Annotated in this window: 15 protein-coding genes; 4 read left to right on the forward strand and 11 right to left on the reverse strand. The window is 71.7% G+C overall.

The features are described from left to right. Nucleotides 1–347: 347 nt before the first annotated feature. From NR798_RS47455 to ubiE, 10 genes are all read right to left on the reverse strand, one after another. On the reverse strand, nucleotides 348–617 hold the full coding sequence (locus NR798_RS47455) for a hypothetical protein (protein WP_375769270.1): 270 nt from the start codon (nucleotides 615–617) through the stop codon (nucleotides 348–350). 329 nt (nucleotides 618–946) lie between these two features. After that, entirely contained in the window at nucleotides 947–1,633 is a 687-nt protein-coding gene (locus NR798_RS47460) for a hypothetical protein (protein ID WP_375769271.1), read from the reverse strand. Between the two features lie 154 nt (nucleotides 1,634–1,787). Beyond that, the gene (locus tag NR798_RS47465) at nucleotides 1,788–2,483 is read right to left on the reverse strand and encodes a hypothetical protein (RefSeq protein WP_375769272.1); all 696 of its coding nucleotides are present in this window, start codon (nucleotides 2,481–2,483) and stop codon (nucleotides 1,788–1,790) included. Between the two features lie 125 nt (nucleotides 2,484–2,608). Next, the gene (locus NR798_RS47470; protein WP_375769273.1) at nucleotides 2,609–4,039 is read right to left on the reverse strand and encodes a sensor histidine kinase; all 1,431 of its coding nucleotides are present in this window, start codon (nucleotides 4,037–4,039) and stop codon (nucleotides 2,609–2,611) included. Nucleotides 4,040–4,223: 184 nt separating this feature from the next. Beyond that, entirely contained in the window at nucleotides 4,224–4,880 is a 657-nt protein-coding gene (rsmG, locus tag NR798_RS47475; protein WP_375769274.1) for a 16S rRNA (guanine(527)-N(7))-methyltransferase RsmG, read from the reverse strand. Nucleotides 4,881–4,977: 97 nt separating this feature from the next. Further along, nucleotides 4,978–6,828, reverse strand: coding sequence for a tRNA uridine-5-carboxymethylaminomethyl(34) synthesis enzyme MnmG (gene mnmG, locus NR798_RS47480; RefSeq protein WP_375769275.1), 1,851 nt, complete (start codon nucleotides 6,826–6,828; stop codon nucleotides 4,978–4,980). A 202-nt stretch (nucleotides 6,829–7,030) separates the two neighbouring features. Continuing rightward, a complete protein-coding gene (locus NR798_RS47485) occupies nucleotides 7,031–7,933 on the reverse strand; it encodes an energy transducer TonB (RefSeq protein ID WP_375769276.1) in 903 nt (300 codons plus the stop codon). A gap of 224 nt (nucleotides 7,934–8,157) precedes the next feature. Then, nucleotides 8,158–10,017, reverse strand: a complete 1,860-nt coding sequence (locus NR798_RS47490; protein ID WP_375773929.1) for an ATP-binding protein — start codon at nucleotides 10,015–10,017, stop codon at nucleotides 8,158–8,160. Continuing rightward, nucleotides 9,989–11,272 carry an ABC transporter substrate-binding protein gene (locus NR798_RS47495; protein WP_375769277.1) on the reverse strand — a complete coding sequence of 428 codons (1,284 nt, stop codon included), beginning with the start codon at nucleotides 11,270–11,272 and terminating at the stop codon, nucleotides 9,989–9,991. Before NR798_RS47495 ends, NR798_RS47490 begins: the two co-directional genes overlap by 29 nt. A 169-nt stretch (nucleotides 11,273–11,441) precedes the next feature. After that, nucleotides 11,442–12,185 carry a bifunctional demethylmenaquinone methyltransferase/2-methoxy-6-polyprenyl-1,4-benzoquinol methylase UbiE gene (gene ubiE, locus NR798_RS47500; RefSeq protein WP_375769278.1) on the reverse strand — a complete coding sequence of 248 codons (744 nt, stop codon included), beginning with the start codon at nucleotides 12,183–12,185 and terminating at the stop codon, nucleotides 11,442–11,444. A 143-nt stretch (nucleotides 12,186–12,328) separates the two neighbouring features. Between ubiE and NR798_RS47505 the strand changes: the two genes are divergently transcribed. From NR798_RS47505 to NR798_RS47520, 4 genes are all read left to right on the forward strand, one after another. Next, nucleotides 12,329–12,622: a hypothetical protein gene (locus tag NR798_RS47505; protein ID WP_375769279.1), complete on the forward strand. Its 294-nt coding sequence runs from the start codon at nucleotides 12,329–12,331 to the stop codon at nucleotides 12,620–12,622. Nucleotides 12,623–12,853: 231 nt separating this feature from the next. Continuing rightward, nucleotides 12,854–13,414, forward strand: coding sequence for a Uma2 family endonuclease (locus tag NR798_RS47510; RefSeq protein WP_375773930.1), 561 nt, complete (start codon nucleotides 12,854–12,856; stop codon nucleotides 13,412–13,414). A gap of 125 nt (nucleotides 13,415–13,539) precedes the next feature. Next, nucleotides 13,540–13,965, forward strand: a complete 426-nt coding sequence (locus tag NR798_RS47515; protein ID WP_375769280.1) for a hypothetical protein — start codon at nucleotides 13,540–13,542, stop codon at nucleotides 13,963–13,965. Nucleotides 13,966–14,067: 102 nt separating this feature from the next. Beyond that, nucleotides 14,068–14,523: a VOC family protein gene (locus NR798_RS47520; protein WP_375769281.1), complete on the forward strand. Its 456-nt coding sequence runs from the start codon at nucleotides 14,068–14,070 to the stop codon at nucleotides 14,521–14,523. 196 nt (nucleotides 14,524–14,719) lie between these two features. Here NR798_RS47520 and NR798_RS47525 read toward each other — a convergent pair whose 3' ends face one another. Next, nucleotides 14,720–17,542, reverse strand: coding sequence for a M16 family metallopeptidase (locus NR798_RS47525; RefSeq protein ID WP_375769282.1), 2,823 nt, complete (start codon nucleotides 17,540–17,542; stop codon nucleotides 14,720–14,722). Nucleotides 17,543–17,651: the final 109 nt, after the last annotated feature.

The raw sequence follows: 17,651 nt of genomic DNA on the forward strand, positions 1-17,651 counted from the left end.
GCCGCCTCGAACCGCGAGTGCACGGCTCGGCCGGACGTTCCACGTGGAACACCCCCACAGTCCCCAGTGGCCCGCCAGCACTCCCGCCCCAGGTAGTAGCTAAGCCAAGCGAAGTAATTCCGTTCAGGGGTTGCTTCTGGCGATGGTGCGCGGCACGGCCTACCCGCGCCACTACCCCTGAACGGAATTAGTCGGTTTGGCTTAGCTCTCCCGTGAACTTCAGGAGCGCCGGGGACTGATGCATCCGAGGCGGTCCCCCGCTCCCACCCCGGGTGGCTGGCCGACGCGAGGACACGAGCCGTCAGCCTCCCGCCCCGCTCCGGCGCGGATGCGGAGAGGCGGCTCCGCTACCTCCCTGACTCGAGGTGGTTCCGCTGCGCGCCCTCCGTCGAGGCGCCAGGGGTTGGCGCCGTGGCGGCACCAGTCGCCCAGAGCACCTCCATGCTCCGCCGGAAGACGAACGGACTCGAGCCCACCGAGGCCAGAACGAGGAGCAGGCGCAGCAGCTTCCAGGCGGTGCTGCCCGTCAGCGTCAGCTCCAGACGAATCCCGGACGGCGCCTCCCCACGCGAGCGCCCTCCGCGCATGGAGGGAGCACGGCGGGTGCTCTTCCTCACTCGCTGCCCGCTCCCAGTCCTCGAGTGCTTCTGCTTGCTCGGCCTGGCGTGCGCCTTCTGCTTCGTCCCCGCCGCCAACGGGTTCTTCCTCTTCAGGGTCCGATCCTTTTCCGGCGCGGTCATGCGCCAGCGAGGAAAAGGGGCGGCGCTTCCGAGGTCCGTGCTCGCGCCAGGAGAACCCGTCCAGCCTCACGGCTCACATGCGGCGGCCTTCTGCGGGGACCGTCTCCCTCCGGCGCTCCGCGGCGGCCGTGTTCCACGTGGAACACGGCTCCGGAAAGCGCCTCCGGCCGGGCTGCTTCCAACTCAGGGCACGGACCGCGCCGGACTCACTCGTCTCCACCGCTGTCCAGCATGACGGCCATGCCGAGCTGCACGTGAGGCTTCAACCCCTCCGTGCGCATCGCCGTCGTCGTGGGCAGCGGCCCCACCGGCAGCATCACCGCCACCTCCGGCATGAGGCGCACGCGCGAACCCACCGGGAACGCGTAGCCCAGTGAGCCTCCCAGCGCGAAGGCGTTCTCCGCCGGCGTCGACAGCACCCGGGGAAAGTAGAGCCACGTCGGCCTCAGCCCCAGCACCAGTTGCGAGCCCCCCACCGAGGCCCACCCCACCAGCACCGGCAACGCGGCGTAGCGCTGCTCGCTGTAGGCCATGGCCCGGTCGAATCGCATCGTCAGTTGCTGCACCCCCACCACCGGCGCCAGCGACACCGCCCACGGCGAGCCCCTGGACTCCACCAGCTCCACCTTCCCCGAGACCTCCAGTCCGAAGGTCGAGGCCCTCGCCCCCACCTCCACCCGCTCCGAGAGCCCGTGCCTCACCTCCACCGCCACCCGGGGCAGCGGCACGGAGTCCTCTCCCCCGTCCGTCACCCCCTGCGCCATCACCTGGGCACTCCAGCGCGTCTTCCCCGCGCCCACCGTGTCCGCCGTCTGCAACGTGCCCATCGCCGCGCAGCCCGTCCACAGCGGCAGGCCCAGCCAGAAGAAGCGTCGAGAGGGAGTCGTGTGCATGCCTCCGCGTGGTGCACGGGTCCTGCCAGGGCTCGCCCGGCTCGGGCGGCGGGGACCCGTACTCGCTCGCATGCACCGCGCTGCACAGCGTGCAGCCGCAGCTACACGCCGCGGGGCCGGGCTCCTCCGCCCTCGCCCCGCTCCTGCTCCGCGCTCAGCGCGTTGGATCCATCAGGAAGGCCACGCCGAACTGCAGGTTCGGCTCCTCGCGCATCTGCGTCCAGGAACCCCCCACCCGCTCGTAGACCGGCAGCAGCATGGCCAGCTCCGGCATCACGCGCAGGCCCGGGTTCACCCGGAAGGCGTAGCCCACCGACGCCCCCAACCCCAGCATGTTGCGGATGTCCGGATCATAGAGCTCCTCGAACCGCATCCACGTCGGACGCAGCCCGAGCACCAGCTGGGAGCCGTCCGGACTCCGGAACGCGAAGAGCAGCGGCAGCGCCGCGTACAGCTGCGTCTTCGACTTCCATTCCGCCTCCTCCCACGCGTGCGAGAAGAGCACCGCCCCCACCGTGGGCGCCACCGACATCACGAACGGCTCCCCCTCCTGCCTCCCCGCCAGCTGCAGCTTCAACGAGCCCTCCACCCCCTGCAGCGACACCCGCCCTCCAATGTCCAACCCGTCCGCGATTCCCGCTCGCCCCGACACCGCCACCTGCGGCAGCACTCCGGGCTTCTTCCCGTCATCCACTCCCTGCACCCACGCCTGCGCGTTCAGCCGCGTCTTGCCCCTCGGCACCGTGTCCGCCGTCTCCAGCGTCCCCAACGCCGCACACCCTCCCCACAACAGCGCGCACGTCAGGAGGAACAGCAGTCGGGGGGTGAGGGGGCGTGAAACGCGAGTCATGAAGCATCCTTTCCAAGGTGTGCCGGTGCACAGTGCAATACCCGGACCCTGGCTGTTGCCTCTTCATGGACTCGATGGATCTCCCGGGCTGGCTCGCGGGGGTTCAACCCGGGGGCGCGATCCCCTCACCCCGTCCCTCTCCCGGGGGGCGAGGGGTGGTGGCTCCCGGTGGGAGCGCCCGGCGGGGGATTGCTCGCGCGGGAATCACTCAGAGGGGATGGCCCGGCGGAGGATTGCTCCCGGGTGGGTGGCTCCGGGTCCGGCGCTTCTCCCGACACCGGCAGCCTCACGGTGAAGCACGTGCCCCTTCCCGGCTCCGACTCCACCTCGATGCGCCCTCCATGCCCCGTGATGATGCCGTAGGCCACCGCCAGCCCCAGTCCCGTTCCCTCCCCCACCGGCTTCGTCGTGAAGAACGGCTGGAACAGCTGCCCCAGCACCTCCTTCGTCATCCCCACCCCGTTGTCCCTCACCTCCACCACCACCTCCCCCTCCTCCGCTCGCGTCCTCACCTTCACCACTCCCCCCTGCCCCGGCACCGCCTGCACCGCGTTCACCAGCAGGTTCAACACCACCTGCCCTATCTGCCTCGGCTGGCCCAGGATCGGCGGCAGCACTCCCAGCTCCAGCTCCACCTTGCAGCGGCTCTTCCGCTCCCCCTGCGAGAGCCTCCACGCCGAAGACACCTCCGCGTTCAGGTCGAACTCCACCGGCTGCTCCGGATCCTTGCGCGCGAAGCGTCTCAGGTCCGCCACGATCGCGTTCACCCGCCGGATTCCGTCCAGCGTCGCCGGCAGCACGTCGTCCACGTACTCGCGCAGCTCCTCCGGCAGCTGCGGCTGCGCCGCCAGGTCCCGGCTCAGCAACCGCACGTTGCTCGTCACGAACGCCATCGGGTTGTTGATTTCGTGCGCCACGCCCGCCGCCAGCAGCCCCAGGCTCGACAGCTTCTCGTGCTCCACCAGCTGGCGCTGCATCCCCTGGAGCTGACGGTGGCTCTGCCTCGAGGCCTCCAGCGCCTCGCTGAGCATCAGGCAGCGCGCCTCGCCCAGTCCGTAGAACCCCACCGCCGCCAGGCAGAAGAGGAGCACCGTCCCCGGCGCCACGCCCTGCCGCAGCCCCAGCCCCGCCGACACCGCCAGGTAGAGGCACAGCCCCACCCGCCGCTCGACGAGCCCCTCCCGCGACCGGGTCCCGTTCAGGAACACCGCCTGGAAGACCATGTGGAGCCACGCCATCAGGTTCCACTGCAGCAGCTGCGACTCCACCGTGCTGAGCGTCAGGTTGCCGATCAACAGCACCCAGGTTTCCACCCGCCCCTGGTGGCCCACCCGTTTCACCCGCGCGAAGAGGCTCATGTTCAGCCCGCCCCGGACGACGAACAGCGCGCACAGCACCCCCACCCACGTCCACCTGCCCCAGACCTGGGACACCAGCAGCACCTGCGCCCCCACCACGGTGATGCCGGACCAGAGCACCAGTCCCCGGTTCATCGACTCGCCGTCCCCGTTCCCCACGGGACTGCCCACGGCCGCCTTGGCCGACGCTGTGCTCATGTCGCGTTCTCCCCCTGTGAACGCTCCCGACGACTTCCGGGCGGGCCCGGCGCCCTGCCTCACGTCACCGGCCACTCCCCATCGGTGCGTGGAAAAGTTTAAGGGAAGGGGACGACACGGGCCTCCGTCGCGGCGCGATGACACGCCTCCGGACTCGCCTTCCGTGTGGTGGAGGACACGGCCGCTACTTCGCGAACGCGGCCACCTGACGCTCGGCTCCGGAGAACGGCAGCCGGTACGCCCTCGCCGACACCAGCTTCAGGCCCCGCTTCTCCGCCTGCGCCTTCAGCTCGTCCTCGCTCAGCGCCTTGCCCAACATCGCCACCACGTGCCCGCCCTCCGCCAGGTACGCCGGCGCCAGGTCCAGCCAGTCCGGCAGGTCCATGAACGCCCGGGCAATCACCCGGTCCGCTCGCGGCAGCCCCTCCGCCTCCGGCTTGCCCTCGGCCCGCGTGTGCACCGCCTTCGTCCCCGTCAGCCCCAGCCCCGCCACCGCCACCACCGCCTTCACGTACCCCACCTTCTTCCCCACCGCGTCCACCACCGTCACCGCCAGCGACGGCCTCGCCATCTTCAGCGGCAACCCCGGGAAGCCCGCCCCCGCTCCCACGTCCAGCACGCTCCCCGCCCCCTCCACCTCCGGCAGCACCGCCAGCGAGTCCAGGAAGTGCTTCTCCACCACCTCCTCCTCCGCGGTGATCGCCGTCAGGTTCACCTTCGCGTTCCACTTCAACAGCTCGCCCATCAGCCGGTGCAGCCGCCCCGGCACGTCCTCCCCCACCGTCACCCCCAACGCCCTGCACCCCTGCCCAATCAGATCGCCGAAGCGCGCGTTATCCACAGCCACCCCTCCCGACTTGGTTCTCAAGTCCTTGAAATGTCTCGCACCTTCTGGTGCCCCAAACTTCTCCACACCTTGTCCACACCCCCCTGTGCGATCAGAACCCGCTTGCGCCCGGGCCTGAGTCGCTCCCCAACCCGCTCCGCTTGAGCGCCACCAGCACCAGCGAGAACGCCGCCGGTGTCAGCCCCGGAATCCGCCTCGCCTGCCCCACCGTCGCCGGCCTCACCTTCTCCAGCTTCTCCACCGCCTCCGCCGACAGGCCCCTCACCCCCGCGTACGCGAAGTCCCCCGGAATCCTCCACCCGTCCCACGCCTCCGCCTCCCGCGCCGCCGCCCGCTCCGCCATCACGATGTAGCCCTCGTACTTCACCTCCACCTCCACCTCCTCCACCACCTCCGCGGAGAGCCCCGGCCAGCCCTCCGGCTTGTCCGCCGCCAGCGCCGCGTACGTCACCTCGGGCCGCTTGAGCCTCGCCGCCAGCCCCGTCCGCTTCAGCCGCCCCACCTCGTCCGCCACCGCGCGCCGCTTCTCCTCCACCCGCTCCAACACCTCGCGCGACACCAGCCCCACCCGCGCCCCGTGCCTCGCCAGCCGCAGCTCCGCGTTCCCCTCGCGCAGCTTCAGCCGGTGCTCCGAGCGGCTCGTGAACATACGGAAGGGCTCGTCCACCCCCTTCGTCACCAGCTCGTCCACCAGCACCGCCCCGTGCGCCTCGTCCCGGCCGAGCACCAGCGCCGGCTCGCCCTTCACCTTCAGCCCCGCTTGAATCCCCGCGTACAACCCCTGGAACGCCGCCTCCTCGTACCCGCTCGTCCCGTTGAGCTGCCCCGCGAAGTACAGGCCCTCCACCGCCTTCGTCTCCAGCGTCTCCTTCAGCTGCGTGGGCGGCGCGTAGTCGTACTCCACCGCGTAGCCGAAGCGCGCCACCTCCACCTTTCGCAGGCCCGGCAGCGTGCGCAGGAACTCCAGCTGCACCTCCGCCGGCATGCTCGTGGACAGGCCCGCCGGGTACACCAGCGGGGACTGGGGGCCCTCGGGCTCGAGGAAGACGAGGTGCCGCTCGCGCGCCGAGAAGCGCACCACCTTGTCCTCCAGCGACGGGCAGTAGCGCGGGCCCCGGCCCACAATCTCCCCCTGGAAGAGCGGCGAGCGGTGGAGGTTGTCGCGGAGAATCCGGTGCGTCTCGGCCGTGGTGTACGTGAGCGCGCACGTCACCGCGGGCTGGTTGGGAAAGGGCCCGTCCCCGAGCCCCCAGCGCGTGCGCAGGGACAGCGGGCGCGGCGGGAAGTCTCCGTGCTGCGGCTCGATGGAGGCCCAGTCGATGCTGTCGCGCACCAGGCGCGCGGGAGTGCCCGTCTTGAAGCGCCCCAGCGAGAAGCCGAGCGAGCGCAGCGAGTCCGATAGCCCCTTCGCCGCCTCGTCGCCGAGCCGCCCGCCCACCTCCTTCTTCTCGCCCACGTGCATGAGGGCCTGGAGGAAGGTGCCGGTGGTGAGCAGCACGGCGCTCGCCGCCACCTGCGTGCCGTCCCCGAGCACCACGCCCGCCACGCGTCCGCCCTCGGCCACCACGGAGGAGACCTCGGCCTCGTGCACGGTGAGGTTCGGCTGGGCCCAGAGCACGGACTGCAGGGTGCGCGCGTAGGCCTCGCGGTCGCACAGCACGCGGGTGGCCTGCACGGCCGGGCCCTTCGAGGCATTCAGCGTCTTGAAGTGCGTGCCCGCGAGGTCCGCCGCACGGCCCATCTCCCCGCCGAGCGCGTCCAGCTCGCGCACCAGGTGGCCCTTGGCGGTGCCCCCCACGGCGGGGTTGCAGCTCATGACGGCGGCGCGCTCGCGCTTGAGGGTAAGGCCCAGGGTGGACAGGCCCATGCGCGCGCAGGCCAGGGCGGCCTCGCAGCCGGCGTGGCCGAGGCCCACCACGATGACGTCATACCGAGGCTTCATGTCGGCGGGGGGAGGGGAGGGAGGTGGAGCCTCACTTCTCACGCGGAGTCCCCGGGAAGGCAAGCCAACTGCGGCGCATGCTCCCCCTCCCCAGGCGAGGGAGCGGGGGAGGGCTCAGCGCCGAGCCTGCGTCCGGGCGTCGAGCTTCCGCCACGCGGAGCCCCCGGCCTGCATCACCCCACCGCCAGCACCTGGCGACGGCTCACTGCGGCCCGTCCAGCGCGAGCTTCACGACATAGGCCGTGTTGTAGGGGCCCGGGTCCCGGGGCAGCGCGAACCGGAAGTGGAAGTCGTACTCCACCTCGAGCGGCTGGCCCTCGCTCGTCACGGGGGCGAAGCGCATCCGGGACAGGGCGCGCAGCACGCCCTCCGCCTCGAGGTGCGGCAGGGACTTGAGGACACAGCAGTCCCGGGCCTCGCCCTCGCGGGTGAGCCGGCAGCGCGCGGTGTACAGGCCCTGCACCCGCGCCTCGAAGGCCTCGGCCGAGTACCGGGGCATGGAGCCCGAGAGCAGCCCGGGCCGGGTCATCTCCGGCTCCCAGCGCCTCACGGCCGGCCCCTCGCGCACCGCGGGACACTGGCGCACCTCGAGCGGATGGGTGCGGCGCTCCTCGTCCTCCGGCAGCTGGTAGTCGGCGCGCCAGCCCTCGCTCGTGCGCTGGAAGCGCAACACGCCTTTCTCGGTGACGGTCTCGGGGTGGCGCCGCGTCCAGCGCACCAGGGCGATGAGGCGCTGCGCCGGCGTCGCGGGGGTGAGCACCTCCGGAGTCAGCAGGCCCGGCTCCTCCCAGCGCGGCCGCGTCTTCGTCACGTACACCACGGCCTGGTCCCCCCAGAGGAGGGCACCGTACGCTCTGCACTGGCTGAAGCGGGCCAGCGCGGCGTGCAGCCCCGGCCTGTCGAGCTCCGAGCGCGGCACCCGCGAGGGCTCGCGCGCCACGAACGCCAGGTCCTCTCCCCGGATGAGCTCGGAAGGCGCGTAACGCTCCGGCAGGCGGGAGAGGGCGGGCGCGGTGAGCAGCTCGTGCTGACAGAACAGCTCCGCCTTCTGGCTCAACTCCTCCAGCTGGCGCAAGAAGCGCGGCTCCGGTGCGGGGCCCGTCACGGAGCACCCCACCCACTCGGGGGCCGCGCACCCGGAGAGCAGCGCGCACAACAGCAACAGCGGGACGAGCCCTATTGAAGAGCGGTTCAGGTCGCGCAACACCGCGACGCTACCACGCGCCTCCGGACGCGGCGCATGGGAGAGGGGAGACCCTCCGGGCCCGGGCTCGAGCAACTGGTCCAACAGTCGGACCAGTTGGTGACGTGCGCGCCCGGAAGGCCGCCTCACCCCGCCGCGCCCGGGGTCTCCTCCACCGGCAGCACCACGGTGAACGTGGAGCCCTCGCCCGGCCGGCTCTCGACGGAGATGGTGCCCCCGTGCGCCTCCACCAGCCGCCGCACCAGGTACAGCCCGAGCCCCAGCCCTCCATAGTGCCGCACCGGCACCCCGCGGCCGAAGCGCTCGAAGAGACGCAGCCGCTCCTCCTCCGGCATGCCGATGCCGTTGTCTCTCACCACCAGCACCACCGTGCCTTCCCGCTGCGTCACGCGCACGTCGATGGGCCGGCCCTGGCCGAACTTCAGCGCGTTGTGCAGCAGGCTCGCCAGCACCTGCTCCAACCGGCGCGCGTCCCACCAGCCCTCGGCGGCCGGGAGCAGCTCGCGCCGCACCTCGGAGCCACTGGCCTCCACCTGCGGCCGCATCGCCTCGAGCACCCGCACCACCAGCGCGCCCAGGTCCACCTGCTGGCGGCGCAGCTCCAACGGATGGCCCGCGCTGAGGTCGGACACGTCCAGCAACTGGTCCACCAGCTGGCCCAGCTGCCGCGTCTGCCGCTCGGCGGCGGCCACCTCGGCCAGCAGCCGGGAAGGCTCCACGGGGGCGCCACTCCGGCCCCGGCGCAGGAGGCTCTGCAGGCGCAGCTGCAGGGGCAGCAGCGGGGTGCGCAGCTCGTGCGCGGCCACCGAGAGGAACACCTCGCGCAGACGGATGGCCTGCTCGGCGTGCCGGTACAGCCGCGCGTTGTCGATGGCGATGGCGGCGCGGCGCGCCAGCTCCCGGGCCAGGGCGAGCTCGGCGGGCCCGAAGTGCTCCGGCGTGGCCGAGACGAGCGAGATGGCGCCCAGCACCTGCCCACGCGCCAACAGCGGTACCGCCAGCACGCTCTGGACGCCGAGCGTCCGGATGAGCTGGAAGTGCTCGTCGCTGGAGCACATGGCGCGCACCCGGTCCTCGGAGAGGTGGGACTCCAGCACCGGCTCGCCGTCGCGCAGCACGCGGGCCGACGGGGCCGCCGAGCCGGGGCCGGGAGGGAAGCGGCGCTGCAGCTCGCCGAGCAGGGGCCGCTTCGCCGCGTCCCTGTGCGCTCCGCCCACCCGGCGCACCTCGCCGTCCTCCACCAGGTCGATGGCGCACCAGTCGGCGAGCGAGCCCACGCACAGGGCGGCCACGCGCGGCAGCACCTGCTCCAAATCCAGCGAGGCGAGCAGCACCTCGCCGGCCTCGGCCAGGAAGGCGTTGGAGGCCTCGGAGCGCTGGCGCTCCTCCAGCTCCTGGCGCAGCGACTCGCGCATCCCGTTGATGGCCGAGGACACCTCGTCGAGCTCGTCCCGGCCAGCGCGCGCCGGGGCCCGCCGGTGCGGACCCTTCCGGTGCAGCACCAGGGGCGCGTCCAGGTGCGAGGGATCCAACCCCCGCGTGTAGGCCGCCATGGTGGCCAGGTGCTGCGTCACCATGCGCTGGACGACGAAGAGGACGAAGAGGGCGATGAGGAACGTCTGGGCCGCCTGGGTGGCGAGGATGACGAGCACCCGGGCCCTCACCCGCGCGTGGAGGTGCGCCAGGGTGGCGCTCACCCGGAGCGTGCCCAGAAAGAGCGGCCCGTGGCGCAACGGGATGGAGCGCACCAGCGCCACCTCGGGCGGGGGGGCGGCGCCGGCCACGTAGCGAGTGCCCAGCGCGCTGTCCACCTCGGCCTGGACGATGTCCGGCAGCGTCGTGATGCCCTCGAGCTGGATGCGCAGCGGGGCCTCATCCAGCGACCAGAGGCTCTGGGCGACGCTCTGCGCGTAGCTGGAGCGCAGCTGCTCCAGCCGGTCCTCCAGGGCGCGGACCTCACCGCGGTAGTCGGCGGCGAGCTGCACGCTGGTGCTGACGAGGCTGGCGGCGAGGCTGAAGAGGACGATGGCCAGGAGCAGCCGGCGGCCGAGCCGGTTGGCGCTCGAGGGGAAGGGGGCGCGCATGTCCATACAGCTCCAGGAGAGTGCCCGGGAAGCGGAGGCGCCGCTGTGCGAACACGGCGCGGAGGGAGAAGTCGTAGTGCGTCAGCGCGGGGTTGGCGGCCTTGGAGAAGGCGCGGAAGTCGATGGACTCGAAGTCGCGCTCCTCGAGCCACTGGAGGAGGGCGTCCACGTTGTCGCGGGAGACGGGGGCCATGGCCGTGCGCCAGTCGAGCCCCTCGGAGGCGAAGTCGCGGCCACGGTGGTAGTCGTGCAGCAGCACCAGGGCCCAGGCGCCCTCGAGGAAGTGGCCGCCGAGCGTCGTCACCATGCGGCCCTCGCGCACGGCCTGGAGCGCGGCGGGCGTCCAGTCGATGCCGCCCACCCAGAAGTCCTCGCCGGGGCGGCGGCCGGCCTCCTCCGCGGCGCGCAGGGCGCCCAGGGCCATGTTGTCATTGGCGGCCCAGAGGACCTGGAGCTGAGGGTAGCGGCGCAGCAGCAGCGCCGCCTTGCGCCAGGCCTGCTCCGCGTCCCAGGAGGCGGAGACGCCCTGGAGCAGCGAGGCGCCCTCCCACGCGGCCACGGCCCGGCCCAGCCCCGCGGTGCGCCGCAGCGCGGAGGAGTCCCCGAGCCGCCCCTCGATCGCGACGAGCCCCACGGGGGAGCCGGGCGCGCGGCCCCGGGTGGCGGCCTCGAGGAGGAGCCGGGCCAGCAGTTGTCCGGCGTCCTCCTCATCCGGCAGCAGCTGGCCGAGCCAGAGCGGGAAGTGGCCGCGGGGCCCGCCGACGCGCGCCGCGTCCTCGGGCAGCAGGCCCGAGTTGAAGACGAAGACGGGCACGTGGGTCTCCTGGGAGAGCTCGAGCAGGCGGGTGCCGATGCCCCGGTGGATGGACACGAGGAGGTAGTCCGGCTTGCCGGGCCCGGTCATCACCTGGCGCGCCCGCTCGAGGATGTCCCCGGGCCAGTGGCCCACGGGGTGGTGGGTGAGCTCGATGCCGAGGTCGCTCGCGGCGGCGTGCATGGCGCCCAGGACGTAGCCCCGCCAGGGGTTGGCCGGCGCCAGGGTATCGATGAAGGCCACCCGCATGGGCCTGTCCGGCACGACTCCCGGCGCCGCCGCGTCCGGCGCCAGCAGCAGCACCGGGAGGATGAGGACGATGAGCCGCCAGCGGCCAGGCATGGGCCAGCTCCCCCCTTCCGGGCGCGGTACCGGGGCCGGACGCTACCCGTCTGGGGCCTCCCGCCCGCAGCCCACCGGCCGCCGTTCCGTCGACAGGTCCACGCTCCGGGCTCTCCCCCGCCGAGCCTCTGTCAGCAGGAGGATGACCGCGAGAGACGGGCGGAGGGGCTCAGCGAGGACGAGCCACGTACAGACAGCACACGCCGAAGGTGAGCGGCGTGACGCGCAGCACCTCGAGGCCGGACTCGCGCATGACGCCGGCGAACACCTCGGGCGCGGGGAAGTCGGCGATGGACTGCTGCAGGTAGCGGTACTCGCGGGCGCCGGACAGCAGCCGGCCCATGAAGGGCACCACGGTGCGAATCTGGAAGCGCGCCAGCGGCCCGAGCACGCCCCCGCGAGGCTCGGACAGCTCGAGGATGGCGATGCGGCCATCGGGCTTCACCACGCGGGCCATCTCGCGCAGGGCGCGCGCCCGGTCCGGCACGTTGCGGATGCCGAAGGCCATGCACAGCCCGTCGAAGCTCTTGTCCTCGAAGGGGAGCTGCTGCGCATCACCCACCTGCAGCTCGCACACCCGGGTGAGCCCCTTGGCGGCCACCTTGCCCCGGCCCACCTCGAGCATGCCCTCGGAGGGGTCCACGCCCACCACCTTGGTGTCCGGGTGGCGCTGGAGCACCTTGAGCGCGAGGTCCGCGGTGCCGGTGGCCAGGTCGAGCACCCGGGCGCCGGACTGGAGCTCCAGGGCATCCACCGTCTTGTTGCGCCAGCGCTGGTCCACGCCGAAGGACATCAGCCGGTTGAGCAGGTCATAGCGCGGGGCGATCATGTCGAACATGGCGCCCGAGCCACCCCGAGGCGCGGAGGACTCGGAGGAGGGGGTGACGGAGGAGGACTGGGGAGCGGTGCTCATGAGGGCGGCCTATAGCACCCGGCGTCCCGGAAGGCCGCAGGGGCAGGGGGGTCCGGGGGTGCGGCGCTAATCCCATGAATTCGAGCAAGTCGTCCCGGCGCTCCGCCTTGACGGAGCAGGGCCGCGCGGCGAGAAGGGCGCCCATGACGAACAAACTCCTGCCGCTGCTCTGTCTGCTGTCCGCCGGCTGCACCACGGCGAGGGCCACCTGGGGCCCGGTCCCGAAGGAGCGCGCCACCGAGTGCGTCTCGCACTGCGAGGAGCTGGGGATGAAGCTGAGCGCGGTGGTCATCATCAGCAGCTCGGCCGGGTGCGTGTGCGAGCCGAAGGACGCACAGATGCGGGCCTCGCTGGCCGGGGCCGCGGTGGCGGCCGGTGGACAGATGATCGAAGAGGAGAAGGCCCGGGCGGCCCAGCAGCAGCAGGCGGGACGGTAGCCGCCCCCGCGGGAGCTCGAGAGCTTCTGCCGCCTCTACGGCCGACCGACGTTCCGCGGCGGGAGAATGGGGCGCCGAAGCAAGCGGCCTCGGGACGCGGCCAACGTTTCAGGATGTACCGGGCTACCTGATGTCGGAAGTAGGGTGTAGTCTCCGCGTATGAACCCTGACGCCAGCAGCGGGGCCCGAGGGCCCCTTGAAGAGGCACGCCCGGCTGCCCATGCTCCGGACATGGGCGGAGGCCAGAGACGCAAGGCGACGTACGCGGACCTGGAGGCGGTCCCTCCGCACCTCGTGGCGGAACTGGTGGACGGCGAGTTGTACGTGAGCCCCCGCCCGGCTTCACCCCATGCGCTCGCACAGACAGCGCTGCATGGGGAGCTGTACGCCCCCTTCCACCAGGGAAGGGGAGGGCCGGGCGGCTGGCTGCTCCTCTTCGAGCCGGAGCTGCATCTGGGCGAGGACGTGCTGGTACCGGACATCGCGGGCTGGCGCCGCGAACGCATGCCAGTGATGCCCGACGTGGTGGGCTTCACCCTCGCGCCGGACTGGGTCTGCGAGGTGCTCTCCCCCTCCACGGCGGCGCTGGACCGGGAGAAGAAGATGAAGGTCTACGCCCGCGAGGGCGTGCGCCACCTGTGGCTGGTGGACCCGCTCCAGCAAGCGCTGGAGGTGTACGGGCTGGACGGCGGCGGCTGGGAGCCGCTGGGCACGCACACCGGCCAGGCACTCGTGCACGCCGAGCCCTTCACGCCCCTGCGGCTGCAACTGGGCCTGCTCTGGCGGCGCTGACGCCGGAGTCCACCCCCGTCGGGCGCACGGGCGCTCGCATGTCACGATTCGCGTGAGCCCCCTCTGACTCCGCGAACCCGCGACGCTCCTCGGGGGAGCGCCGCCCAGACATGCGAGGCAGTGCTATGGATCAGATGGAAACCGTCACGCAGCGCCCGGCCGCGTCTTCCGTTGCCCCCAACCAGTTCGAGCTACGGGGGAAGGATGTCCGCGTGAGCTTCTCCTCGACGAGCATCACCGGAGAGCCGCTCATGCAGTACCGGGATCGCCGCCGCCAGGTGAGCGCGCGCGGAGATGAAATCCGGCAGGTGGACGTGGGGATCGGCACGCTGGTCACCATCGTGCTCCAGTCGAACGCGGCGGATGCCGGGGGAATCCTCTTCAGCGTGTTGATTCCCAACGCCCTGCTGACGGGCGGGGACACCCGCGTGAGCATCCGGACGCTGGGCATCACCACGCGCACGCCCGGGTTCATCGCGCCCTCCACCCGGCAGCTCGAGACGTACACCGAGGTGAACCTGACGGGAGAGGGCACCTTCGTCGTGTCCTGACACGGGCCGCCACCCCTCCCAACATCCGGACTTGCCCGGAGGGGTGGCGCCGGGGAGGCTCGTGGGCCCCGCGAGGAGCGGGACATTTCCCAGGAGCCACACATGCCCAAGGCGATTCCGGACGGATCCCACTCGCTGACGCCGTACCTGTCGCTGCGCGACGCGGCGAAGGCGATCGAGTTCTACAAGGCGGCGCTCGGCGCGACGGAGGTGTTTCGGCTGTCGATGCCGGGCGGGAAGATCGCGCACGCGGAGCTGCAGATTGGCGACGCGCGGCTGAAGGTGGCGGACACGATGCCGCAGTGGGGCAACAAGAGCGCGAAGGATTTGGGGGGCACGCCGGTGAGGCTGAGCCTCTACACGGAGAACGTGGATGCGCTGAACGAGCGCTTCCTGAAGGCGGGAGGCAAGCAGGTGCGGCCGCCGGAGAACCAGTTCTTCGGGGACCGGACGGCGCAGGTGGAGGACCCCGAGGGCTACCAGTGGTTGCTCGCGCAGCACGTGGAGGACGTGTCGCCCGAGGAGATGCAGCGCCGCATGGAGAAGCTGGGCGGGTAGGGCGGAGAAGCCCGCGCCGCCAGCTTCGGTGGGGTGCGGAAACACGAAGGGTGAGGGCAGTGGCGAACCCGGGGTCCGCACCACCCTCACCCCGGGGGGCTTGCCCCCCCTTTGAACGACGGGGGGCTCCTCTCCCAGTGGGAGAGGGGATGTGGCCGCGGGCGACAGCCGCGGTGAAACGGCCTCGGTGAAGTGACTACGGCGCGGGCGGCGTGGGCACGGGGGCCTTGGCCTTCTTCTCCGCTCCCGCGAAGTCGCCGGCCTTGACCACCGTCACCTTCTTCCAGTCCAGGTAGCGCGAGAGCGCCGTGCGCACGTCATCGGGCTTCAGCTCGCTCATGCGCTTCTCGAAGGCCGCGTCGAACTCCAGCGTGCGCCCGTAGTACAGGTACGACGCCAGCGTGCGCGCCAGGCCCCCGTCATCCGCGCGGCCCGTGCGCCGGTACTCCAAGAGTCCCGCGCGCGCCTTCTCCAGCTCGTCCGCGGTGAAGCCCTGGCTCAGCGCCTTCTCCAGCTCCTCGCGCACCGCCGTCTCCAGCTTCGCGGCGTTCTGCGGCGCGTAGATGGCGTACGTGGAGAAGGAGCCCACCGGGTCGATGGAGCCCGCGCTCAACGAGCTGCCCACGCTGTAGGACAGGCCATCCTGCTGGCGCACGCGCGTGGCCAGCCGCGAGTTGAGGAAGCCGCCGCCGAGCAGGAAGTTGCCGAGCACCAGCGCCGGGTAGTCCGGGTTGTCATCGCGCAACCCCAGCCCCTGGCCCGCGAGGAACAGCGCGTTGGCCTTGTCCGGCGTCTCGAGCATCAGCGCCTGCGTCCCCGCCTTGTACGGCTGCGCGGGGATGCGCGCGTACGGCGCCGGGCTCTTCCAGCCGCCGAAGAGCTCGGAGACCTGCTGCTTCAGGGCCTCGGCGTCGAAGTCGCCCACCGCGGCGAACTCGCCCTGCGAGGCGCCGTAGAACTCCCGGTAGAAGGCCTGGGCCTGCGCCAGGGTGGTGCCCTTCACGCCGGCGAGCGACTCGTCCAGCGTCTCCGCGTAGTACGGGTGCCCGGCGGGGTAGGGCGAGAGGGCGCGCGCGAAGGCGATGCGGCCCTGGGTGTTGGGCTCGCTGCGCTGCGCCTCCAGCGAGGCCAGCCGCTCCTCCTGCAGCAGGGCGAACTCCTTGGCGTCGAAGGCGGGCTCGCGCAGCACCTCGGCCACCAGCTTCATCACCTCGGGGAGGCTCTGGCGCGGGGCTTCAATCCAGACACTGGCGCCGGTGGCACCGCCGTCCACGCCCACGCGGGCCTTGAGCTTGTCGAAGGTGTCGCGCAACTGCTGGCGGGTGTGCTTCTTCGTCCCGCGCATGAGCATCATGCCCGCATAGTCGGCGGCGTCCGAGCGGCCCCAGACGGCCTTCTCGGTGCCCCAGCGCAGGCTGAAGGTGACGTTGACCATCTCGCCGCGCGTCTTCTTGGGCAGCAGCGCGAGCTTGAGCCCGGCGGCCTGCGAGCGCTGCACGCGCTGCTCGATGTTGGCGGGGGAGGGGTCGAACGCCTCGCCCACGGCGACCTCGCCACGGCCCTTGTAGCCCTCGAGCATGGAGGCCATGTTGACGCGCGGAGGCATCTCCGAGCGGTCCGGCTTCGCGGTGGGGATGAACTGGCCGAGGGTGCGGTTGGAGGACTTGAGGTAGCTCTGGGCCACGCGCGAGACGTCGGCGGCGGTGACGGCCTCAATCCGGTCGCGGTGGAGGAAGAAGAGGCGCCAGTCGCCGATGGCGGCCCACTCGGAGAGCTGGATGGCGGCGCTCTCCGAGTCGTTGAGCATCAGCTCCACGTACTTGAGCAGGGCCGTCTTGGCGCGATCCACCTCGTCCTGGGTGAAGGGCGTGCGGGCGGCCTCTTCCACCGTCTTCAGGAGGAGCTCTCGCGCGGCGTCGAGCGACTGGCCCTCGCGGACCTCGGCGGAGAAGGCGAGGATGCCGGGGTCGTGGAGCTGGAAGTTGGAGGCACCGGCGCTGGAGGCCTTCTTCGTCTCCACGAGGGCCTTGTAGAGGCGGCCGGAGGGGGCATTGCCGAGGATGTGCGTGAGCACGTCGATGGCGGCGAAGTCGGGGTGGGCGCCCTCGGGCACGTGGTAGACGGCGGAGAGGGCGCTCACGTCGCCCACGCGGCGCAGGGTGACGAGCCGCTCACCATCCTGGGTGGGCTCCTCGGTATAGGTGGCTGGCAGGGGCTCGGCGGGCCTGGCCAGCGCGCCGAAGGTCTTCTGCACCTCGTCGAGGGCCTGCTGGGGCTCGAAGGCGCCGGCGATGACGAGCATGGCGTTATCGGGCCGGTAGTACTTCCGGTAGAAGGACTGGAGGCGCTCGATGGGGACGTTCTCGAGGTCCGCGCGGGAGCCGATGGTGGACTTGCCGTAGTTGTGCCACGAGAAGGCGGTGCTCATGACGCGCTGGAAGAGGATGCGGGAGGGGTCGTTCTCGCCGCGCTCCAGCTCGTTGCGCACGACGGTCATCTCGCTGTCGAGGTCCTTCTTGGCGATGAAGCTGTTGACCATGCGGTCGGCCTCGAAGGAGAGGGCCCAGCGCAGGTTGTCGTCGGAGGCGGGGAGCGTCTCGTAGTAGTTGGTCCTGTCGAGCCAGGTGGTGCCATTGGGGCGGGCGCCGCGCTGGGTGAGGGCCTGGGGCACGTTGGTGGTGGTGGGAGTGCCCTTGAAGAGGAGGTGCTCGAGGAGGTGGGCCATGCCCGTCTCGCCGTAGCCCTCGTGGCGCGAGCCGACGAAGTAGGTGACGTTGACGGTGACGGTGGGCTTGGTGGGGTCGGGGAAGAGGAGGACGCGCAGCCCGTTGGCGAGCCGGTACTCGGTGATGCCCTCGACGCTGGTGAAGGGAGCGGAGGGACTGGCGGGGGCCTCGGCGCGAGGCTGGGGGGCGGCGTCAGCGGGGGGCGCCGAGGGGCCCGGCCCATTGACGAGCGGGGGAGTACAGGCGACGAGGAGGGCCGCGAGGAGGAGGCGGAAGCGGGGGTGAAGGGTCATACGGGCGAGGCCTGCTTTCGCGAGGGGGAGACGGAACGGCGTCTGGAGGCTACCAACCGGGCATGCCCCGGCCGTGTTCCCGAAAGGGGGACATGGAGGAAGAAGCCCA

It is taken from the genome of Archangium gephyra (genome assembly GCF_042230915.1).
Classification (GTDB): Bacteria; Myxococcota; Myxococcia; order Myxococcales; family Myxococcaceae; genus Archangium; species Archangium gephyra_B.

Excerpts from the sequence above, each read along its gene's own strand:
- NR798_RS47460 (WP_375769271.1), bottom strand. The coding sequence starts at position 1,633 with ATGCACACGACTCCCTCTCGACGCTTCTTCTGGCTGGGCCTGCCGCTG.
- NR798_RS47465 (WP_375769272.1), bottom strand. The coding sequence starts at position 2,483 with ATGACTCGCGTTTCACGCCCCCTCACCCCCCGACTGCTGTTCCTCCTG.
- NR798_RS47470 (WP_375769273.1), bottom strand. The coding sequence starts at position 4,039 with ATGAGCACAGCGTCGGCCAAGGCGGCCGTGGGCAGTCCCGTGGGGAAC.
- mnmG (WP_375769275.1), bottom strand. The coding sequence starts at position 6,828 with ATGAAGCCTCGGTATGACGTCATCGTGGTGGGCCTCGGCCACGCCGGC.
- NR798_RS47495 (WP_375769277.1), bottom strand. The coding sequence starts at position 11,272 with ATGCCTGGCCGCTGGCGGCTCATCGTCCTCATCCTCCCGGTGCTGCTG.
- ubiE (WP_375769278.1), bottom strand. The coding sequence starts at position 12,185 with ATGAGCACCGCTCCCCAGTCCTCCTCCGTCACCCCCTCCTCCGAGTCC.
- NR798_RS47505 (WP_375769279.1), top strand. The coding sequence starts at position 12,329 with ATGACGAACAAACTCCTGCCGCTGCTCTGTCTGCTGTCCGCCGGCTGC.
- NR798_RS47510 (WP_375773930.1), top strand. The coding sequence starts at position 12,854 with ATGGGCGGAGGCCAGAGACGCAAGGCGACGTACGCGGACCTGGAGGCG.
- NR798_RS47515 (WP_375769280.1), top strand. The coding sequence starts at position 13,540 with ATGGATCAGATGGAAACCGTCACGCAGCGCCCGGCCGCGTCTTCCGTT.
- NR798_RS47520 (WP_375769281.1), top strand. The coding sequence starts at position 14,068 with ATGCCCAAGGCGATTCCGGACGGATCCCACTCGCTGACGCCGTACCTG.
- NR798_RS47525 (WP_375769282.1), bottom strand. The coding sequence starts at position 17,542 with ATGACCCTTCACCCCCGCTTCCGCCTCCTCCTCGCGGCCCTCCTCGTC.